At 56.0% G+C, this 18,211-nt stretch carries 18 protein-coding genes; 12 read left to right on the top strand and 6 right to left on the bottom strand.

The window, feature by feature from the left end; all coding sequences use genetic code 11:
• Positions 1-109 precede the first annotated feature (109 nt).
• The 7 genes from HCZ23_RS07375 to HCZ23_RS07345 all read left to right on the top strand — a co-directional run bounded on the left by HCZ23_RS07375 (position 110) and on the right by HCZ23_RS07345 (position 7,037).
• The gene (locus tag HCZ23_RS07375) at positions 110-1,342 is read left to right on the top strand and encodes a hypothetical protein (RefSeq protein WP_167601079.1); all 1,233 of its coding nucleotides are present in this window, start codon (positions 110-112) and stop codon (positions 1,340-1,342) included.
• A 3-nt stretch (positions 1,343-1,345) separates the two neighbouring features.
• Positions 1,346-2,011 carry an ABC transporter ATP-binding protein gene (locus HCZ23_RS07370; protein WP_167601078.1) on the top strand — a complete coding sequence of 222 codons (666 nt, stop codon included), beginning with the start codon at positions 1,346-1,348 and terminating at the stop codon, positions 2,009-2,011.
• A 55-nt stretch (positions 2,012-2,066) separates the two neighbouring features.
• Positions 2,067-2,957, top strand: a complete 891-nt coding sequence (locus tag HCZ23_RS07365) for a glycosyltransferase family 2 protein (protein WP_167601077.1) — start codon at positions 2,067-2,069, stop codon at positions 2,955-2,957.
• 3 nt (positions 2,958-2,960) lie between these two features.
• The gene (locus tag HCZ23_RS07360) at positions 2,961-3,668 is read left to right on the top strand and encodes a hypothetical protein (RefSeq protein ID WP_217703140.1); all 708 of its coding nucleotides are present in this window, start codon (positions 2,961-2,963) and stop codon (positions 3,666-3,668) included.
• A 19-nt stretch (positions 3,669-3,687) separates the two neighbouring features.
• Positions 3,688-4,905, top strand: coding sequence for a glycosyltransferase (locus tag HCZ23_RS18305; protein ID WP_167601075.1), 1,218 nt, complete (start codon positions 3,688-3,690; stop codon positions 4,903-4,905).
• Positions 4,906-5,006: 101 nt separating this feature from the next.
• A complete protein-coding gene (locus tag HCZ23_RS07350; RefSeq protein WP_167601074.1) occupies positions 5,007-5,933 on the top strand; it encodes a hypothetical protein in 927 nt (308 codons plus the stop codon).
• Positions 5,934-5,936: 3 nt separating this feature from the next.
• Positions 5,937-7,037, top strand: a complete 1,101-nt coding sequence (locus HCZ23_RS07345) for a glycosyltransferase (RefSeq protein WP_167601073.1) — start codon at positions 5,937-5,939, stop codon at positions 7,035-7,037.
• Between the two features lie 55 nt (positions 7,038-7,092).
• Here HCZ23_RS07345 and HCZ23_RS07340 read toward each other — a convergent pair whose 3' ends face one another.
• On the bottom strand, positions 7,093-8,418 hold the full coding sequence (locus HCZ23_RS07340; RefSeq protein ID WP_167601072.1) for a GSCFA domain-containing protein: 1,326 nt from the start codon (positions 8,416-8,418) through the stop codon (positions 7,093-7,095).
• 89 nt (positions 8,419-8,507) lie between these two features.
• Here HCZ23_RS07340 and HCZ23_RS07335 point away from each other — a divergent pair, with 89 nt between their 5' ends.
• Positions 8,508-9,386: a glycosyltransferase gene (locus HCZ23_RS07335; protein WP_167601071.1), complete on the top strand. Its 879-nt coding sequence runs from the start codon at positions 8,508-8,510 to the stop codon at positions 9,384-9,386.
• Here HCZ23_RS07335 and HCZ23_RS07330 read toward each other — a convergent pair.
• The gene (locus HCZ23_RS07330) at positions 9,380-10,141 is read right to left on the bottom strand and encodes a glycosyltransferase family 2 protein (RefSeq protein ID WP_167601070.1); all 762 of its coding nucleotides are present in this window, start codon (positions 10,139-10,141) and stop codon (positions 9,380-9,382) included. The genes HCZ23_RS07335 and HCZ23_RS07330 overlap by 7 nt on opposite strands.
• A 303-nt stretch (positions 10,142-10,444) precedes the next feature.
• On the opposite strand from HCZ23_RS07330, the gene HCZ23_RS07325 reads away from it, so the two are divergent.
• From HCZ23_RS07325 to HCZ23_RS18300, 4 genes are read left to right on the top strand one after another with little or no spacing between them, the layout of a single operon-like run.
• Complete coding sequence (locus HCZ23_RS07325; protein WP_167601069.1) at positions 10,445-11,485, top strand: hypothetical protein; 1,041 nt, start codon at positions 10,445-10,447, stop codon at positions 11,483-11,485.
• Complete coding sequence (locus tag HCZ23_RS07320; protein WP_167601068.1) at positions 11,439-11,852, top strand: hypothetical protein; 414 nt, start codon at positions 11,439-11,441, stop codon at positions 11,850-11,852. Before HCZ23_RS07325 ends, HCZ23_RS07320 begins: the two co-directional genes overlap by 47 nt.
• 39 nt (positions 11,853-11,891) lie before the next feature.
• A complete protein-coding gene (locus HCZ23_RS07315; RefSeq protein WP_167601067.1) occupies positions 11,892-12,368 on the top strand; it encodes a calcium-binding protein in 477 nt (158 codons plus the stop codon).
• Positions 12,365-12,937, top strand: a complete 573-nt coding sequence (locus tag HCZ23_RS18300; RefSeq protein WP_167601066.1) for a calcium-binding protein — start codon at positions 12,365-12,367, stop codon at positions 12,935-12,937. Before HCZ23_RS07315 ends, HCZ23_RS18300 begins: the two co-directional genes overlap by 4 nt.
• An 80-nt stretch (positions 12,938-13,017) precedes the next feature.
• Here the strand turns inward: HCZ23_RS18300 and HCZ23_RS07305 are convergent, their stop codons facing one another.
• The 4 genes from HCZ23_RS07305 to HCZ23_RS07290 form a co-directional block, all read right to left on the bottom strand.
• The gene (locus HCZ23_RS07305) at positions 13,018-15,627 is read right to left on the bottom strand and encodes a M10 family metallopeptidase C-terminal domain-containing protein (protein WP_167601065.1); all 2,610 of its coding nucleotides are present in this window, start codon (positions 15,625-15,627) and stop codon (positions 13,018-13,020) included.
• A 231-nt stretch (positions 15,628-15,858) separates the two neighbouring features.
• Positions 15,859-16,278 carry a hypothetical protein gene (locus HCZ23_RS07300; RefSeq protein WP_167601064.1) on the bottom strand — a complete coding sequence of 140 codons (420 nt, stop codon included), beginning with the start codon at positions 16,276-16,278 and terminating at the stop codon, positions 15,859-15,861.
• A gap of 37 nt (positions 16,279-16,315) precedes the next feature.
• Positions 16,316-17,221 (bottom strand): rhodanese-related sulfurtransferase, encoded by a 906-nt coding sequence (locus tag HCZ23_RS07295; protein WP_167601063.1) that lies wholly within the window; start codon positions 17,219-17,221, stop codon positions 16,316-16,318.
• A 60-nt stretch (positions 17,222-17,281) separates the two neighbouring features.
• Positions 17,282-18,205 carry an ornithine cyclodeaminase family protein gene (locus HCZ23_RS07290; RefSeq protein WP_167601062.1) on the bottom strand — a complete coding sequence of 308 codons (924 nt, stop codon included), beginning with the start codon at positions 18,203-18,205 and terminating at the stop codon, positions 17,282-17,284.
• Positions 18,206-18,211: the final 6 nt, after the last annotated feature.

Here is an 18,211-nt window from a genome sequence, read left to right as displayed (position 1 = left end):
AGGAGTGCCGTTCGCCTTTAGCGTGTATTTGCAGGACATGCATCGCCCTTTATTATTTTATTTACTACGATAAGACGATAAACGGATCAACGAACAGCATCCGAGGAGCATGGAAGTCTTGGCCGCAAGCGAAGAAGAAAAAAAGATGCCAGAGTCTCCGAAAGGCGGAAGGCGAAAGCCAGCCGATGCTCCTGTCGCACCGACCATTGTTGTGCGGCCCGTCGCGCGTCCAGCGAAGGTGCAAAACAGACATCGCTTCCTCGCGCTGAGCTTTGTGATGTGCGTGCTTCTGCCGACTCTTCTGATCGGTGTCTACATGGGCGCAATTGCACGAGATCAGTATTTTTCACGCGTTTCCTTTTCCGTTCGAAGTGTGCAAAGCGCGCCAGCGATCGAACTTTTGGGAGGCATCAGCAACCTCACTGGCGCGGACACTTTGGACAGTGACATTCTCTATGATTTTCTGAAAAGTCAGCAACTTGTGGAAGAGATCGACGAAGAGCTCGGTCTCAGACACTATTACGTTTGCCCGGATGACGCTTTTGATCCGCTCTACTGTTTGCGGCCCGAGGCCTCCGTGGAGGAACTCGTCACCTATTGGAACAACATGACAGAAATCGCTTATGACGGCGGTGGCGGTATCATCGAGTTGTCGGTAAGAGCCTTTGCTCCACAAGACGCGAAAACCATCGCGGAAGTGGCCTTCAAAAGCAGTGGACGGATGATCAACGATCTCTCGAATGCGGCGCGGTCGGATGCGACGAAATATGCTGAGATAGATCTCGAACGATCCGTCGATCGCCTGAAACTCGCCCGCCGTCGGCTGGCGGAGTTCAGGAACGAAACACAGATCATTGACCCTGATCTCGATTTTCAAAGTCAGATGGGAGTGATTACCTCGCTCCAGGAACAGCTGACGAGTTCCCTGATTGATCGGGGGCTGTTGGAGTTGACAACGTCGCGCCCCGATCCCCGCCTGGATCGCCTGGATGGCACGATTCAAGTCATTGAAGAGCAGATCGAATTGCAGCGCGGAAAATTCGGGCACGTCGAAGGAAGCCAGACAGAAGCCTACGCAGAGATGATGGGCCAGTTCGAAGAATTGAACGTCGAAGTCCAATTTGCAGAGCAAGCCTATATCCAGTCTCTGGCAAATCTCGATGCGGCTCAGGCAGAGGCGCAAAAGCAAAGCCGATATCTGGCCGCGCATGTCCGACCGACTTTGGCACAAACCGCAGAGGCGCCCAAAGGCCTTATGATCACGGGGCTCACCTTGTTCTTTGCCTTCTTCATATGGCTCGTTGGTGTCTTGATCTACTATTCCCTGCGCGAAAGGGTCTAGGGCATGGTTCGCCTTGAGCATCTGACGAAAGCTTACAAGTTAAAGACGCATACAAAGTATATCGTGAACGATGTTTCTCTGAACTTGCCGTCAAATCGAAGCCTGGCACTCATTGGGCGGAATGGAGCGGGGAAATCCACTCTTTTGCGCATGATTTCCGGGAATTTGCGCCCGGACTGGGGACGTGCCGTTCTGGAAGGGTCTGTGTCATGGCCCGTCGGCTATTCGGGATCATTTCACGGGGCTTTGACAGGGGCGCAAAATACCCGCTTCGTGGCGCGCGTCTACGGGGTGGATACCGATGAGTTGCTCGAATTCGTCAAGGATTTTTGCGAGCTAGGCGATCATTTCCATATGCCGGTACGCACATATTCCTCTGGGATGAAGGCGCGTCTCGCCTTTGCGGTCTCCGTGGGAATCCCGTTCGACACCTATATCATCGACGAGGTGACGTCTGTTGGCGACGCATCTTTTCGTCAAAAAAGCAGTGCCCTGATCCGGGAAAGACTGAAAGACAGCGGCGCGATCGTTGTCAGCCACAATATGCGTATGGTGCGCGAACTTTGTGATTGTGGGGCGGTTCTTGAGAACGGTAAGTTGAACTTCTTCGACGACATTCAAGACGCCATCGCGCATCACGAAACAAATATGAAAGCGACGGATTACTAGCCGTTCGCTTTGGGATCACGCTCACGCGTCCCAGAACAGACAAACGAGATGCAGCATGCTTGATATCCTCATCCCACATTACAACGCTCCGGAAGACCTGCAGATGTCACTTGCCTCTGTGGCAGATCAAACTTGGCGGGGCAAAAAACGTGTTGTCCTGTTCGACGATGGGTCGACCGCGGAGAATCTGGCGCAGGTGGAGAAGATCGTTAAAGATAGCCCGCTGGATATCGACCTCATTCGCAGTCCCCAGAACCTGGGCCGTCCGAAAGCCCGCAATGCGCTTTTGCAGGCGGCGGAGGCCCGGTTTGTCGCGTGGCTGGATGCTGGCGACATCTGGTATCCGGAAAAGACGGAGCATCAGTTCAACACGATATTCAGACATCACTTCGAGGGCGCCGATATCGATACGATCTGGGTCAGCTGTCATTATGACTGGCAATGGGTCGGGCGGCGCCGGCGCAAAGTGGTTCAGGATACCACAGGCAATCAACTGAAAGACCTTTTTGCGGGGGATCGTCTGCGGGCATATCTTTGGACTTTGCTGGGCACGAGAGAGTCTTTCACACTCGCAAGCCGTTTCGATGAACGGCTGACACGTCTTCAGGATCTGGACTTTTTCCTGTCCTTTGTGCGCGCAGGGGGGCGGATCGTCTCCCCCGGGACTGATGCGCCTTTATGCTGTTATTTCAAATCGGACATCGGGCGGAACGCGCGCGAAATACGCCAATGCTACGATACGATTTTCGCGAAACATCATGCTGCCCTTCTGGGCCATGGTCGCGGTTTCGCGCGTCGAACACGAGTCAAAGCCGACTTTGTGGCGGCCAGGTTCGCGCGCAACAATGGCGAAAGGTTCGGGGCACTTGGATATCAATTAGGCGCCTTTTTCACCGATCCGCATTATGCGGCTTACCGTGCCAAGAAATTCGTTTTGAAAGGGTAAGAGATGGACGTGTGTCTTGTGTTGGGGCGTCGCAACGTGCTTTTGCCAAAGCACTTGGATACTCAGTTCTTTGAAAATCTGCTGGGGCCCAACCATCGGGTTTTCCTGATGCCTTGGTATTCGGGCAACGCGGGTCGGTATTATCACGAACGCCTTTTGAACGTGGATGACGATCGCAGACTGGAAACCTCGATTTTCGCGATCGAGGCGGAATATCAACCGGAAGAGATTCCCGTCATGATTTTTCCATCTGCACTCGAAAGTGCGCAGAATGCCATGCACCTTCAGCGGTTTCTGTCCGCGTTTGTCGAAAAGCTGGGAGACATTCCGCTGGTGGTTGAGCCGGTTGTTCTGGACGTTTTGGGGCCAGAAGAGGATGTAAAGGCACGTATTTTGCCCGTCAAAGGGATGCAGTACAAACCTTTGCGTCGGATCGAGCTAAAGGATGTCGCGCGTCTGAATGAACGCTGCCTAGTCAATATGTTTAGCGAAAAACTGGCGGATGATCTGGTCGACTATGTGCGCCAGTTCGGTCTCCTACTCTCGCGCAAGCGGGCACAGGATTTCATCGTCAATAAACTGGATAGCTTCGTGACGGAGGAGTTGCACTTTGATCTGCCTGCGGACGAGGCGCAGCTCAAGCGTTTTTCGGATCTTATTTTCCCGGATATGCTTCTGGCTCTCGTGAACAAGCCTAAAAGGAAGGGATGAGGTGTCAGAGCAAAGAATTATGCGCGGCACAAAGGTGTGTTTTGTCATTCAAAAGCTCGCCCTCCGGAGCGGGGGGGCCGAACGCGTCCTGATTGACACGGCAAATGCGCTTTATGATCGTGGTTATGCGGTTGAACTTGTCTCTCACGAGCATCGCGGCAAGAAACCGTTCTACCCGCTGCGCAAAGGTATCATTCACACCAATCTTTATCCGCGCGACAAAAACCGGACCCGTATCGAGCGCCTTTGGGGACGCCTGCAGAACGTGTTTCACAAAAACAGGCTCTATCTTCCGGGCCTGGCGCATCTTCAGTGGTGGAGCGAGCACGGAGGCTTTCGCCGCAGGCTCGCGCGTCACATTGATGCCACTGAGCCGGATGTCGTGATCGCATTCTTGCCGCCCGCCGTCACGGCACTCGGTCATGCAAAACCAAAGTATAAACCGCGCCGCTTTGCCTCGCTGCACAATGTCCCGGAGCAGGATTTCGACAACAGGGAGCGATGGGATCCAAATCCTGTGGATCGGCGCCTGCGCAAGAGTGCCTTGGAACATTTCGACGGGATCGGGACGCTTTTGCCAGAGTTTTGCAATTGGTTCGATCCCGCGCTGCGCGATCGTCTTTTGGTCATGCCCAATGCGGTCAAACCGGTGCCGGACAAAAAGATCGCGACGGCGAAGCGGACGAAAAAAGTGGTCTCCGTTGGACGTCTGGCGGATGTCAAAAGGCATCATCTCTTGATCGAAGCCTGGGCCGATCTTCAGGAAGAATTTCCGGATTGGAGCTGTGATATCTACGGGGTTGGCCCGATCGAAGCGCAGCTTGCGCAACAGATCAAAGAGCTTGGGCTGTCCGAGAAGGTCCATTTGCGCGGCCACTCTAAGAGTATGGAAAGGGTGTATCTCGAAAGTGCGATCCTTGCCCACCCGGCCGAATTTGAAGGCTTCGGGCTGGTGATCACAGAGGCCCTCGCCCATGGCTTGCCCGTCGTCGGATTTGAGGATTGCTCAGGCTTCAATTTCATCGTGCGCGATCAGGTCAGTGGCGTTTTCGTGCCTGCGGAAGGACGCCGCAGCGCAAATCTGGCGCAAGCGCTCGCGCGCCTCATGCGCGATCCCGAAGAGCGCGCACGCCTCAGTCAAGCAGGACTTGAGGAACTTGAGCGTTTCAGGGAAGACAAGGTGCTCGACCTTTGGGAAGAGGCCATCCACGGCAAAAAAACACATGCGGAGGTCTGAACATGGGCCGTCTTATTATTCACATCGGAACGCATAAGACCGCGACAACGTCGATCCAACGTGGTTTGTCGAGAAATCGGCAGGTTTTGCTCGAGCGGGGCGTGCTCTACCCGGATTACGATCTGATCGGTGCGAAAGGGCACTACGCCCATATCGGGATCGCAAACGCGTTTTCAAAAGCACACCCGGACATGTCCCGTGAACAGGCCATTCGCTTTTTCGCCGAAGTGTCGCGCCGCGCCAGAGATTATGACGTCACCATCCTGAGCGCCGAGGCGTTTTTCCGTCACATCGATCTGACCAAAGACGGCAATCCGCGCAAAATTCCAGGGCAGCCAGAGCCGTATTGGAAGGCGCGCCAGGCCTATATCAATGACCTGAGACATCACTTCGATCACGACAATATCGAAATTGTCATGGCGGTACGCCGACAGATCGACTACGGCATGTCCCTCTATCAGGAACACGTCAAGACGAGCAGATATAACGCGGACTTTGCAACATTTCGCGCAAAACACTGGCAGCGCTTTGACTATCTGCGTCAGGCGCGCGCGTGGCGCGAAGGGTTCGGAATACTCCGGCTGCTTCGATTTGAGGATTTTGTTCAGAGTGAGGATGTGCTGAAAAGTTTTGGGACCTTGATCGATGTCGATCTCTCGGGGCTGACGGCCGCGCCGCGCGAGAATGCGTCACTGCCTCCAGATTTGGTGGTTTTGAAGCGCATGATGGCGGATTCCAGCGCGTCGACGAATGGTCTGCGAGATATGGTCGACAAAATCTCCCGCGGCAGTCTCAAGGCCATCCTGAAAGACATGCCAAAACGGAGCCTTTATCAAGACCTTGAAGATATGCAGGCGTTTCATCGGAGTTTCTCCGATGCCAACGAATTGCTCAAAAGGGAGTTCTTGCCGCTTTTGTCGTCGCATGAGCCCTTATTTTCCGACACTTTGGCGTCTGACTACCTTTTCGGCGATACTTTGCACCCGGAATTTCTTTTGCAACTCAGCCGCCATTTGGCAAAAACCTGAGCTGTGGAGACGCAGAAACATATCTGCTTGGTGGCGGGGGCGATGACGAACGGTGGCATACGCCGCGTGCTGCTCGTGCTTGCAAAGGTGTTTCTGGCGCGTGGTCATCGGGTTGATCTGGTTCTGACCAACCATGCAGAGCTTACTCTGGAATTGCCAGATGGGTTGAATGTTGTCCGGTTTGGCAGGCGCACGCGTCGATCTTTGCCGCATGCGGTGCGTTACCTGTCCGAAAATCGCCCGGATGCTGTAATTTCAGGGCGGGCCTATACAGATCTTTTGTTTTTGGCGGCAAAGCTGTTGTCGCGTCAAAAGCACTGTCATCTGATGTGGACGTTTCACACCGAACAGACGATGGAATTGGCGCATAAAAGCCGTTCGATGAAGCTTTTGATGCGCTGCGCTTACAGGCTTAGCCCCTACGCCGATGTATGCGTCGCGGTGTCCAAAGGCGTGGCGCGGGATTTGACGCGCTACTTGCCAAAGACGGCGCGGATAGAGGTGATTTACAATCCCGTTGCTCCACTGGGCGCCACCCCAGCGTTACGTCCAGATCACCCTTTCTGGCACCAAGAGGACGTGCCGATCCTGTTGTCGGTGGGGCGTCTTGTTCCCCAGAAAGACCATGCGCTTCTGCTTAAGGTCTTCGCGGAGTTGCGCGCCCAGCGGCCACTCAAATTGTTCATCTGTGGCGATGGTCCCTTGCGGGGGGCGCTTGAAATCCTCGCGGCAGAAACCGGCTATGCCCAAGACATCTGTTTTGCCGGGCACCTTCCGGATCTTGAGCCTTATATGACGCATGCCGACGTGTTTGTGTCGACGTCTCGTTGGGAGGGATTTGGACTGGCCCTCGCGGAGGCCCTCGCTGCGGGATGTCCTGTCGTGGCAACGGATTGCCCCTCTGGTCCTGCGGAAATTCTGGATCACGGCCGCTTGGGCCGTCTGGTGCCCTTGGGCGATAAAAACGGCCTGATCCAAGCCATTTCAGAGACGCTCAATGCGCAGAAAGCCGTGTCGAATGGGCCTGTGGACCTTTCGGCTTACGACCCGAACCGCGTCGCGGATGCTTATCTCGATCTGATGGAACGTTTTTCCAAACAGTGACCCTCTTGCGCCATGAGCAGGCCAAAGAGCCTGCCCATCTCGCGAGAAGTGGTCCCTATGCGACCCACTTGAGGGCAATCGGATTGTTCGGATCGACGGCAAGAATATCCTTGGCGTAGGCGCGCAATTCGCGCTCGAGACCACACCGCGGAAAGATATGGGCAACGGCCCGCAGATGCCGATGAAGCCTGGTTTCGCGCGCCATGATTTCCTTTGCGACAGCTTTGATGGCTTTCTTCCGGTTCAAACGCCACAGACTGCGCAGGTAGACATTCAATTGATCGTCCGAGAGCGTTTCAAACTGTGTCACGCTATCGCAAAGCGTGATGAAAGCATCGCTTTCCTCAGCCTTGAGATTGGACCCGAGGGCGACCGCGGCGGATTGCACCAGATTAGAAACTGTGTCGGTGACTTCGAAATAATGCGCGATCAATTGTTTGACGATCTTGCCGACAAACCCGTCCCGAACATGGCGCAGATCTGCTTCATAGGCATCTTCCAGCGGCGAAAGAGTTGCGTTTTCATAGCTCGGGAAATAGTCGAGCCGATCGTAAAGCCGCTCGATTTTTCCGACAGCGCTGCGCAATGTCGACTTTGACAGGTTGTTTGCAATGATGACGTCGGCTTCGGTGAATGTCGCATTGAGGGACACGGGCGAGACAGTGGTGATGATCATGACATCGGGATTGAGGCGCCGCAGGGTCTCGACGCTGCGTTTCATGCAGTCGAGACAGGCCTCGTAATCGAGATTTATGAAGTCGTAGTTTTTTGCATCCCGCAGCATGGCGCGTGTGGCAGGCGCTTGGTGGATGTGAAGCCCACTGTCTCGATGTACCCAGCTTTCCGTCAGACCGAACGTCAGTGCCACGAGATCAGAGGAGAAAGCTTCGACATAGAGCTCATAGATGGCGCGACGGCGGGCAATGAACCGCTCTTTTGTGACGGGCACAAAGCCGCCGAGGTGAAGGTCGATCACCTTGCCATCACGGGTTTCGAACCGCATCGGGTCCGCATCTTGAGGGACAAAGCCTGTACCGCGCTCATAGATTTCGGCGGCCCATTCGATTTCCTGACAGACCGTCGCGGGCGTGTATTTGTTGAGAATGCCGTTGCGTCTCTTGCCGCTCCATTCTTCTTCGGGGACGGAGAAGTCCAAGGTCGGAAGTTGAAACCCCAAGAGCGCAAGATGCTCTTCGATGTTGCGGGCAAAGCAGCTTCCGATGGTAAAGACCTTTGCTTTGGCGGGCACTTTGAATGACGGTGACAGGCTCGGCCATGCCTGTGGGGTCAGGCGATCTTTGACAGAGGACCAATTGGAAAAATCGCCACGCGATTTGAGAGCTTGTACGGCGTTCAGGCGCTCGAAAGATGTTTCTGTCATGGTTGAATTCCTTTATCCTCAGGTCCGAAAGCTATCGGCCCTGATATTTGTTGCCAATAGATAACAAATGCTGAGCAAGGGCAAAGACAGTGAAAGAGGCGCTGGAACAGGTGGCGGATATATCGGTTATAATTCCCGTATATCGTCAGTGGGATGGTTTGTCTCGCCTCTTGCAAAACTTGGCCGCGCAGACGCTGTCACCACGTCGATACACGATTGTTGTTGTCGCGAACGAGCCACCTCCGGCGGGATTAAATGTCGCCGAGATCGCACAGAACGCCCGTATGATCGTTTGTCTCACGCCGGGGTCCTATGCCGCAAGGAACGTGGGGATCGAGGCCACCATGACGCCCTTTGTGGCATTTACCGATGCCGATTGTCTGCCCGATCCCGATTGGTTGAAAGGCCTTTTGTTGCGGCTGACGACGGACCCAAAGACCCTGTGGGCGGGGCGTATCGACATGGACACGCCTGCCCGTGAAACCCTATGGGCGGCGTATGACATCATCCGGGGCATCCCGCAAAAACACTACGTCTCGCGGGGCTATGGGGCCTGCGCCAACCTGGGTGTCGCGCGCAGCGTGTTGGAAGCTGTCGGCGGTTTTGATGAGAGGCGGTTTTCCGGGGGAGATGCCGCGTTTTGCCGCAAAGCCGGCCAAGCGGGGTTCGGGATCGCTTACGCTGATGAGGTCCGGGTGGTCCATCCGGCCCGCACGACGGCCAGCGAAGTCATCACAAAAGCGAGGCGCGTGCGCGGTGGTCAAATTCGGGCGGGCACAATGGGACGCCGGATGTTGTGGGTGTTGGCCTCCTGTGTCCCGCCTTTCCGCCAAACCTGGCGTTTTCTCCGCAAAAAGGCGCCTTTCAGACGCAAGGCAAAAGCGCTCTTGGTGCTCTACGTCCTTTGGGGCGTGACATTTTGGGAAACAGTGAGGCTTGTGGGTGGTTCGAACGCAGAGCGTCAATAATCGACCCATCCGAGATGCTTAAGCCCGGTGCGCCACAAGTAGGTGCTATAGGCTTTCAATGCGCCAAGACGAGACAGGTTCGGGAGCATCCGGTAGACATGGCGTGTTGCCAAGGCCGAGGGCAACTTCGCGGCCGAGAGTGCATCTGGTCGGCGTCTGTATAATGTCAACGGGGTATCCAGCCCGTGGCAGACCACTCCTCGTTGGGCCAATTGCAGCCACAGTGCGTAGTCCTGACGACGCCTCAGATCGGGAAAGCGCAGCCCGTTCAAAACAGAGTCATGGATCATGACCGTCGATGTCCCAATCGGATTGCCGCGCAAGAGTTGCGTATAGTCGATCCGCGGCGGAACGTGCCGAGTCGCCAAAGGGCGTCCATCCCGATCAATGACCCCGTAGCTTGTGGCACCAAAACCATGCCCCTGACGCTCAAGCCAGGTCAGTTGTGTTGCGAGCTTTGTCTCTGTCCAAATATCATCTGCATCAAGAAACGCGATCCAAGAGGTTTGTACGGCCTCCAATCCGGAATTGCGCGCCGCCGCTGCGCCTTTTTGATCTGTGTGACGCAGCAATCTGATGCGCGGATCGGTGGCCGCATACTGCGCAACAATCGAGGCGCTATCGTCCGAGGATTTGTCGTCTATGGCAAGCAGGGTCCAGTTTTCATGACTTTGCGCGATCACGGCCTCAAGTGTTTCGGGAAGGTAGGGGCCACAATTGAAGACAGGCATTATGATGGTCACCGCCGGTCTCATGGTCGATCTCCTGCTCTCGAGTTTATGCGACTTTAGCCCGAGCCCGATGCGGGGCCAAGCCATCGCATTTTGTTAAATTTCTCTGGGAATGCCACATTTGCAATGCAGTTGAGTGAGGCTTGCGTAACCCTAGTGCTTCAACATCGGACATGGGTAAAAATGGGGTTGGCCATGTCGTCTTTTCTTTATGAAGACACACAGACAGTCGGTGATGTCGTCTATGATCACGATATATCCGAATACATTTTATACGAGACGTCTGGCGGGTCGTTTCTTGTTACCCTGTCTGGCGAAAACGGTGGCATGGCAAGCTATTCTGTGGGGGCGGATGGGCGTCTAACGCTGATCGACACACAGAGCTTTGGTGTTGGATTGCGCAGCCTGCACACATCTCAATCCGTGATCGTAGATATCGGTGGGACGCATTATGTGCTCGTCGGAGCCTCTGACTCGGGCGACGTTTTCGCCTATGAACTTACGGACAATGGCGCGCTCCTTTCCCCAAAAATCCTGCCAAGCTCGGCCACGGAAATGGCCGATGTCCGGAGTTTCCTGACCCTGTCGGACGGCGGCAATGTGGCCAGCCTGATCAGCGTCGGCGCCGATGGTTATGTGCGCATGTTTCATGTCGCACAGGAGAGCGCCGATCTTGTCTCAGAGCACTCTACGGTCATCTTCCAGGGCGACATCTCCGCGATCGACTATATTGAAACCGATGCGGGACTTATCATTCTGGCTTTGGATCAGTCAGACGGAAATGTGCTCTCTTATCTCTATGATCCGATCACTGAGACGGCGACATCAGTGTCCGAGACGGGCGCTATTGATCAGGTCGGCATGGGTTTGCCCGAAGACTTCACGACGCTTGAGATTGGTGGACAAACATATGTCGTCGTGGCCTCGCCCGGTTCGGGGTCCCTAACCGTGTTCAGCATGGATGCGAACGGCGTGCTCGATGCGGTCGACCATGTGCTGGACACCAGAGAGACACAGTTCGGAGCGGCATCTCATGTGGAAGCCTTCACCCTGAACGGGATGGGATTCGTGATCGCGGCTGGCGCGGACAATGGCTTGAGCCTGTTCACTATGACGGAGGACGGACAGCTTATTCTGCTTGAAAACCTCTCCGCCTACGCCTCGATGCCGCTGTACGATCCCTATAGTCTGGCCATCGATGTCACCGTTGATGGCGTGTCGATCTATGTCTCCTCAGAAACGCAGGCGGGTACGGTCAGGTTGTCTTTCGACGCGGATCGGTGGTCCACGCCCCTCTGGGGGGGAGATGGAGCGGACACGATTGAGGGAACGTCCGGCGGCGAGTTGTTGTCAGGGGGGGGCGGGTAATGACACGCTGAATGGAAGAAACGGCGACGATGTCCTGGTCGATGGTGCCGGCGCAGACCGCCTGACCGGGGGCTATGGCAATGACATCTTTGTCACCAGCGAGGATGGCGAAACCGATACGATTACGGATTTTAACATCGGTGATGATCGCCTCGATCTCTCCGACTACACCATGGCCTATTCCGAGGATGCCGTGAGCTGGTCCTACCTGGCTGGAGGTATACGCCTGATCGTCAATGGCGAATACATCGATGTTTTTTCCGATGATGGCTATGACATTGATTTCGATGCCATCATTGCGACCGCTTTTCTGGGGCCTGATCGTCCGGCAATTGCTTCGGTCGGAACGCTGATCGGCGGCGCTTAAGATGATCATATCGAGGGAAGTGTCTTAGGCGACACGCTCATGGGACAAGAGGGGAATGATGTTCTCATCGGCTACGAAGGCAATGATCTCATCTATGGCGGCGATGGGGACGATATGCTGTACGGCGGTGACGGCGACGATGAGATCTACGGAGATTCCGGATACGATTTCATAGATGCCGGGGCGGGAAACGATCGTGTCTATGGCGGAGGTGGTCGTGACACCGTCTATCTTTCGGATGGGGATGACTGGTTCTTCGATGAGGGCCAGGGGGGCACTCATGGCCACGACACGGTGTATGGCGGCAGCGGTCGGGATGTGATTGCCGGTGGTGGTGGCCAAGACATCTTTTATGGCGGGTCCGGCGGAGACCGCATTTACGGCGGCGATGACGACGATCAGCTTTATGGCGATGACGGTTGGGATCGGCTCTATGGCCAAGCCGGCAATGATTATATTTCCGGCGGGGCGGGGCGGGGCGTGACTACCTTTACGGTGGCGACGGAGATGACGTGATCCTCGGCGGCGATGATGACGATATTCTTTCCGGGAACGATGGGAGTGACACTCTTTACGGCGGTGCACATGGGGATCGCGGCTGGGGTGGTCTCGAAAACGACACTCTTTACGGCGAGGCGGGTTGGGACCGTCTCTATGGGCAAGAAGGCGACGACACGATCCTGGGCGGCGATGGGCGTGATTACCTTTACGGCGGTGATGGCAATGACACGCTGTATGGTGAGAACGATCACGATACCCTGCTTGGAGACGCCGGTGATGACGCGCTCTATGGCGGCGCGGGAAATGATCGTCTCTCCGGAGGTGCAGGGATGAACCTTCTCGAAGGCGGCGTTGGTGCGGATAGATTCGTCTTCGATGACCTGTCCGGTCAAAGTACAATCTCAGACTTTGAGCTGGGCCTGGACGACGTGGAGTTTGCGCGAGGTGTTGTCAAGAGCGATTTGAGTTTTTCCAGCAACGATCAGGGCGATCTGGTCATCTCCGTCGCGGGCAGAGAGGGGCTCCTGATTCTGAGCGGTGTCTCGCTCTCCGAGGCGGGTGATCTGGACTTCGTGTTCGTCTGAACCCGTCTTAATCGGTCAGACGAACCGACAAGATATGAACGCCCGGCGCGACATTAAAAGGCCGCGCCGAGATTTTTGAATTAAGCAAGGATGCTGATATCAGAGGCCAGACCGGAGGTGTCTGTCACACCGCTGAGGATGATGGTGGTGTCACCAAAATCCAGAATCAGATCGCCGTTGCTGACAAATCCGTAGGTCGAGACCACCTGGCTTCCCGTGAGGTTGGCACCCCCCCAGAGATCGCTGGACAGGGACAGGGTATCCTCGGTCAATGTGAAATCGTTGATGATATCTGTTCCCAGAGCCGCTTCATTGAAGACAAATGTATCCTCACCGGCATTGCCCACCAGGGTGTCATCCCCGGTGCCGCCATAAAGCGTGTCGTTTCCATCGCCGCCGTAGAGGTAATCATTGCCTTGACCGCCATAGAGGGTGTCGTTGTCGTCCTGGCCGTAGAGGCGATCATACCCACCTCCCCCGATCAGGGTGTCATCCCCCGTACCGCCATAGAGACGGTCCCCTTCGGTGCCTCCGTCAAGTTGATCGATACCCGCGTCACCGCTTAGGATGTCCGCACCAGAGTCTCCGGACAGGGTGTCGTTGTCGTTGCCGCCATAAAGATAGTCGGCATCCTCACCACCAGAGAGCGTATCGTCACCGTCCTGACCATAGAGACGATCTACACCCGCCTCACCGTTGATCGAATCCGAACCGGTTCCACCCCAAAGGCGGTCATATCCGGCGCCGCCGAACATGATGTCGTTGCCATCTTCGCCAGACGCGCGGTCGGAGCCGTCGCCGCCGTAGATATAATCCCGTCCGGCCCCGCCAAAGATCGTGTCGTTGCCGTCCTGACCGTAGAGGCGATCCGTGGAACCGTTGCCGTAGATCGTATCGTTTTCCGTCCCGCCATAGACGTAGTCGTTGCCGTCTCCGCCATAGAGTTCGTCGTCACCGGCATCACCCGACACACGGTCGTCGCCGGTCCCCCCGGACATCCAATCCGCACCATTGCCGCCGTACATGATGTCATCATCAGATTCGCCATACATGCTGTCGTTGTCGTCTTGGCCATAGAGACGGTCATTCCCTTGGCCCCCGACGATCAGGTCGTTGCCATCGCCGCCGTAGATGCGATCCCAGCCATCTTCGCCGCGCAATTCGTCCATCGCCGATCCGCCGGAAATGATATCACCACCCGTGCCACCATAAACCGTGTCCCCGTCGATGTCGGAAGAGCCATTGAAACGGTCTGCGCCGTCGCCGAGATAAACGATATCGGAGCCGCCTTCGCCATCGACGATGTCGTCTCCATCCAGTGCTCGGATCGTGTCATTCCCGGCACCGCCGTAAATCTCGTTGTTGGCCGAATTGCCGGTGATGTCGTCGTTTCCTGAGCCCGCATAGAGATTCTCGACCACAGTGCCGACCATGATGCCGACATTGCCGATCAGACCATCCACGTCAGAGAATGTGCCGTCCTGCATGTCGATCCGGTCATCCGAGGTGGAGATGCTCAAGTTGAGCGTATCGGTCCCGTCGGCATCGTAGATCGTAAAGGCAATTGGGTCGCCGGAGTAGACGGTATTCGTCCCATTTTCCCAGTCGTTGAACAGATCACCGAGATAGTTGGTGAGATTGGTGCCGACGCCCCAAATGGTGTCGCCAGACGTCACTGAGCCCGCGCCGGCGGCCCCATAGAGGTTCTGAATGGCGCGGATGTCGGCCATCATCGTCGTGACGAGATAGGCCAGACTGGCGGACACATTCGTATTTTCGCTTTGCGAGAAATACGACATGATCGACATTTGCCAGCTGTCATTGGCAAAATCTGCGTCTGAGGGGAAGTTTGCGGATCCGTTGTAGGCGGACTGGTGCCCCAGACCCAGAGCATGACCGATCTCGTGGATATATGTCTGAAACCCATAGGTGCCGATTTCATCGCCCATGGAGGAATTCACCCAGCCACTGGTGATCACGACGTCGGAAGAATTGATTGTATTTCCGCTCAGATCCGAGGTGGAATAGGCGCTCAGGGATGTCGAATTGCCATTGTCATCATTGTAGAACATGATGTCTGCGCCGGTTGAGGTCGTGACGGAGAAGGAGACATCCGCAACCATTTCCCACGATTCAAGCGCTGCGAGGGCAAGGTCCCGCTCAGTCGCGTTCAGGTCACTGATATTGACCGTGATCACATTCGAGCTGGAGGTGTTAAACGACCGCCAGTCCCCGCCATAGCTGCCCCAAAAGCCATCGGTCAGATAATCTGCCAACTCGTCGAGCGAGCCCTCCGCAACGGGTTCGGCCGTCTCCACATCAATCGTATAAGCGCCATAGCTTGAACCATCTAAGTAAGCCGCGCCGCCAATGTAATATGTGCCGCTCGATGTCGCGGTAAAGGTGATTTCCGAGTAATAGTCTGGACCACCGTCATCGTTCTCGGTCACCAGATTTCCGGATGCATTATAAAGATAGAGATAGGTGTCCGGCAGTGTGCCGGATCCGTCCATTGAAATAGTGTAGGTCTCACCAGCGGTCAGGTTGATCTCGACCCAATCCACGTCACTGTTGGAGGACAATGTGCCGGAAAACGTATCCCCGACGCTCATGGTGTAGTTTGTATTCGTTCCCGCGGCTGCATCCGACCCTTCGGTGATCGTCGCATAGGTCGCGTTGTCTTCATACACGCAGTCATCGTCAGTCGGCCTAAAAGCCTCGCAAATTCCACACATAAATTTTCCCTCAATTACTCCGCACAAGCAGTACGCCGTTATACCATCGGTCGATTCCCACACCCCACATGCGATGAATAAACCTGCCTGAATTAATAAGTGCTTCTTTCTTTTCTGGCGAGATATTAAACGGACAATTTAAATGTTTTTGAATGTGTAAGTCTTATCTGCGCAACGGGGCAGGTTTCATTCGAAAAGCGATGCAAAGCTGCGTTCGAAAAAACGTTTGTAAAGTCCTGCGGTGTTTCCGCCCGCTCGGTCCATGATGGACAACTCTCGCGTTTCTGAAATGCCACCGCCATCGGTGGGCTCATAGTCCATGGACATGACGATGCCGAGGGGCGTTTCTCTCAAGGTGACGTCGAGGCGGGCCTGTGCCCGCTGATCTGTCAGGGCAAACCCGTTTGGCAGAACATGCTCAAGGGCCTCTCTGGCCAAGTCACAGGTGGAGGCTTCTGTTGTCTGCTCTGCGGAACATGTGAATTGAATATTGCGTTGAGATTGGCTCATGGCCTGCCCCCTTTCACTGACAAGGAAAACCTGTGCGAGTGCGAGAGCTGCAACCAAACTCACATATTTCAGCGTTTGAAATACCGATTTCGACACAGCGTCCTCCGGTCGTTTCACTTGGATCAATGCGTGTCTACGCACCAAAGTGTTTTTCGCCCCGCGCCTTCGACAGTGCAATCTGTTTCTGGCGTTCCCGGAACCGCTCCTTGCGGTCCTCATCCGTTTCATCGATGCACTGATGACAGGACACGCCGTCCTCGTATTCCGGGCGCAGCTTGTCCTCAGGCAGGATCGGACGGCGGCAGGCGTGACACAGCTCATGCGGTCCTTCGGTCAACCCGTGCCCGATGGACACGCGCTGGTCAAAGACAAAACACTCGCCCTCCCACAGGCTCTCGTCCTGCGGCATCTCTTCGAGATATTTCAGGATACCGCCTTTGAGGTGGTAGACCTCTTCGATGCCTTGCCCCAACAGAAAATTCGTCGATTTCTCGCAACGGATACCGCCGGTGCAGAACATCGCGATGCGTTTGTTGTGGAACCGCTCCTTGTTCTCTTCCCACCATTGCGGGAACTCGCGAAAGCTCTTGGTCTTCGGGTCGATGGCGTCCTTGAAGGTGCCGATCTGCACCTCGTAATCGTTGCGCGTGTCGATGATCGCGACGTCATCCGCCGAAATCAATTCGTTCCATTCTTCGGGGCTGCAATAGTGTCCAACCCGGGCTTTCGGGTCGACATCGGGCTGCCCCATGGTGACGATCTCTTTCTTGAGCCGCACTTTCATCCGGTTGAACGGCTGCTCGGCGGCGGTCGAGAGTTTATACTCGAAATCATCACAGCCCGGCAGGCTACGGATATGCGCAACGAGGCGCTCAATCGCGGCGGGCGTGGGGCCTGCCACCGTGCCGTTGATCCCCTCTTTCGCCAGCAAAAGCGATCCGGTGATGCCCTCGGCCAGACAAAGATCCAACAGACCCGACCGCAGGGCGGCGGGGTCTTCGAAGCGGGTGAAGTGATAGAGCGCACAGACTGTAAACATGCGCTGTTCGATACGCCTGCGCGCCAGATCAGGCAAGCCCTCTCTGCATTCGTGGGCGGATCACCTGAGCACGCGATCCGCCGCCAAAAGGGCTGCGGACAGATCCTCGATTGCGGAGCCGACACCTTTGAACAGGGTGATCTCCTCTGCGCTTTGCCGTGGCAAAAGATCGTCGCGACAGAGCCCCTCCAATGTGCCTGCAATGTCGCTTTCCCGGATGACGCCCGTCGCCAGCGGGATGGCGATATCGCCGCTCTCGACCTTGGCATGCTCGGTGTCGATATAAATCCTGGCGCGTCGCATCACCTCATCGTCGGCTTCGCGCATTGCGGGCGTGAAAGAGCCGATGAGATCGACATGCTGACCGGGTTTAAGCCATGCGCCCTTGAGGATCGGCTCACGCGCGAGCGTGGCGCAAGAGATGATATCCGCCGCAGACACCGCACGCTCAAGATCGGCGGCGGCTTTTGCCTTATAGCCTTGCGCGACAAACCGCTGCGCCAAAGCTTCGGCGGCGGCGAGATTGCGGGCCCAGACCGTGATCTCCTCAATCGGCAGCGCGGCGTGATAGGCGCCGGCCAGATTGGCGGCGACGGCTCCGGCCCCCACGATCAGCAATTTGCGGCTGTCCGGACGCGCGAGGCGTTTCGCCGCAAGGGCAGAGGCCGCCGCCGTGCGCCGCGCCGTCAATTCCGCCCCATCCAACATCAACCTATGCACCCCGGTTTCGCGGTCGAACAAAATATAGGACGACACCACGGCAGGCAGCCCGCGCGCGCCATTGCCGGGATGCACATTGACGATCTTGACGCCGCCCCAGCCCTCGGATTGCCAGGCGGGCATGAGCAACAGCATATCGTCCCCCATCGCATGATGATGCCGCAAGGGCACCTCCGCCCCGGTTTTGAACCCCTTGTCCAAGGCGTCGAGCAGCCCGTCGAACGGCAACGCCTCGCGGGTCTCTTCGGCACTCAATACTTTCATCTGTCT

The organism is Celeribacter sp. HF31 (genome assembly GCF_011806455.1).
Taxonomy (GTDB): domain Bacteria; phylum Pseudomonadota; class Alphaproteobacteria; order Rhodobacterales; family Rhodobacteraceae; genus Celeribacter.
This window is presented reverse-complemented; position numbering and strand designations above follow the sequence as displayed.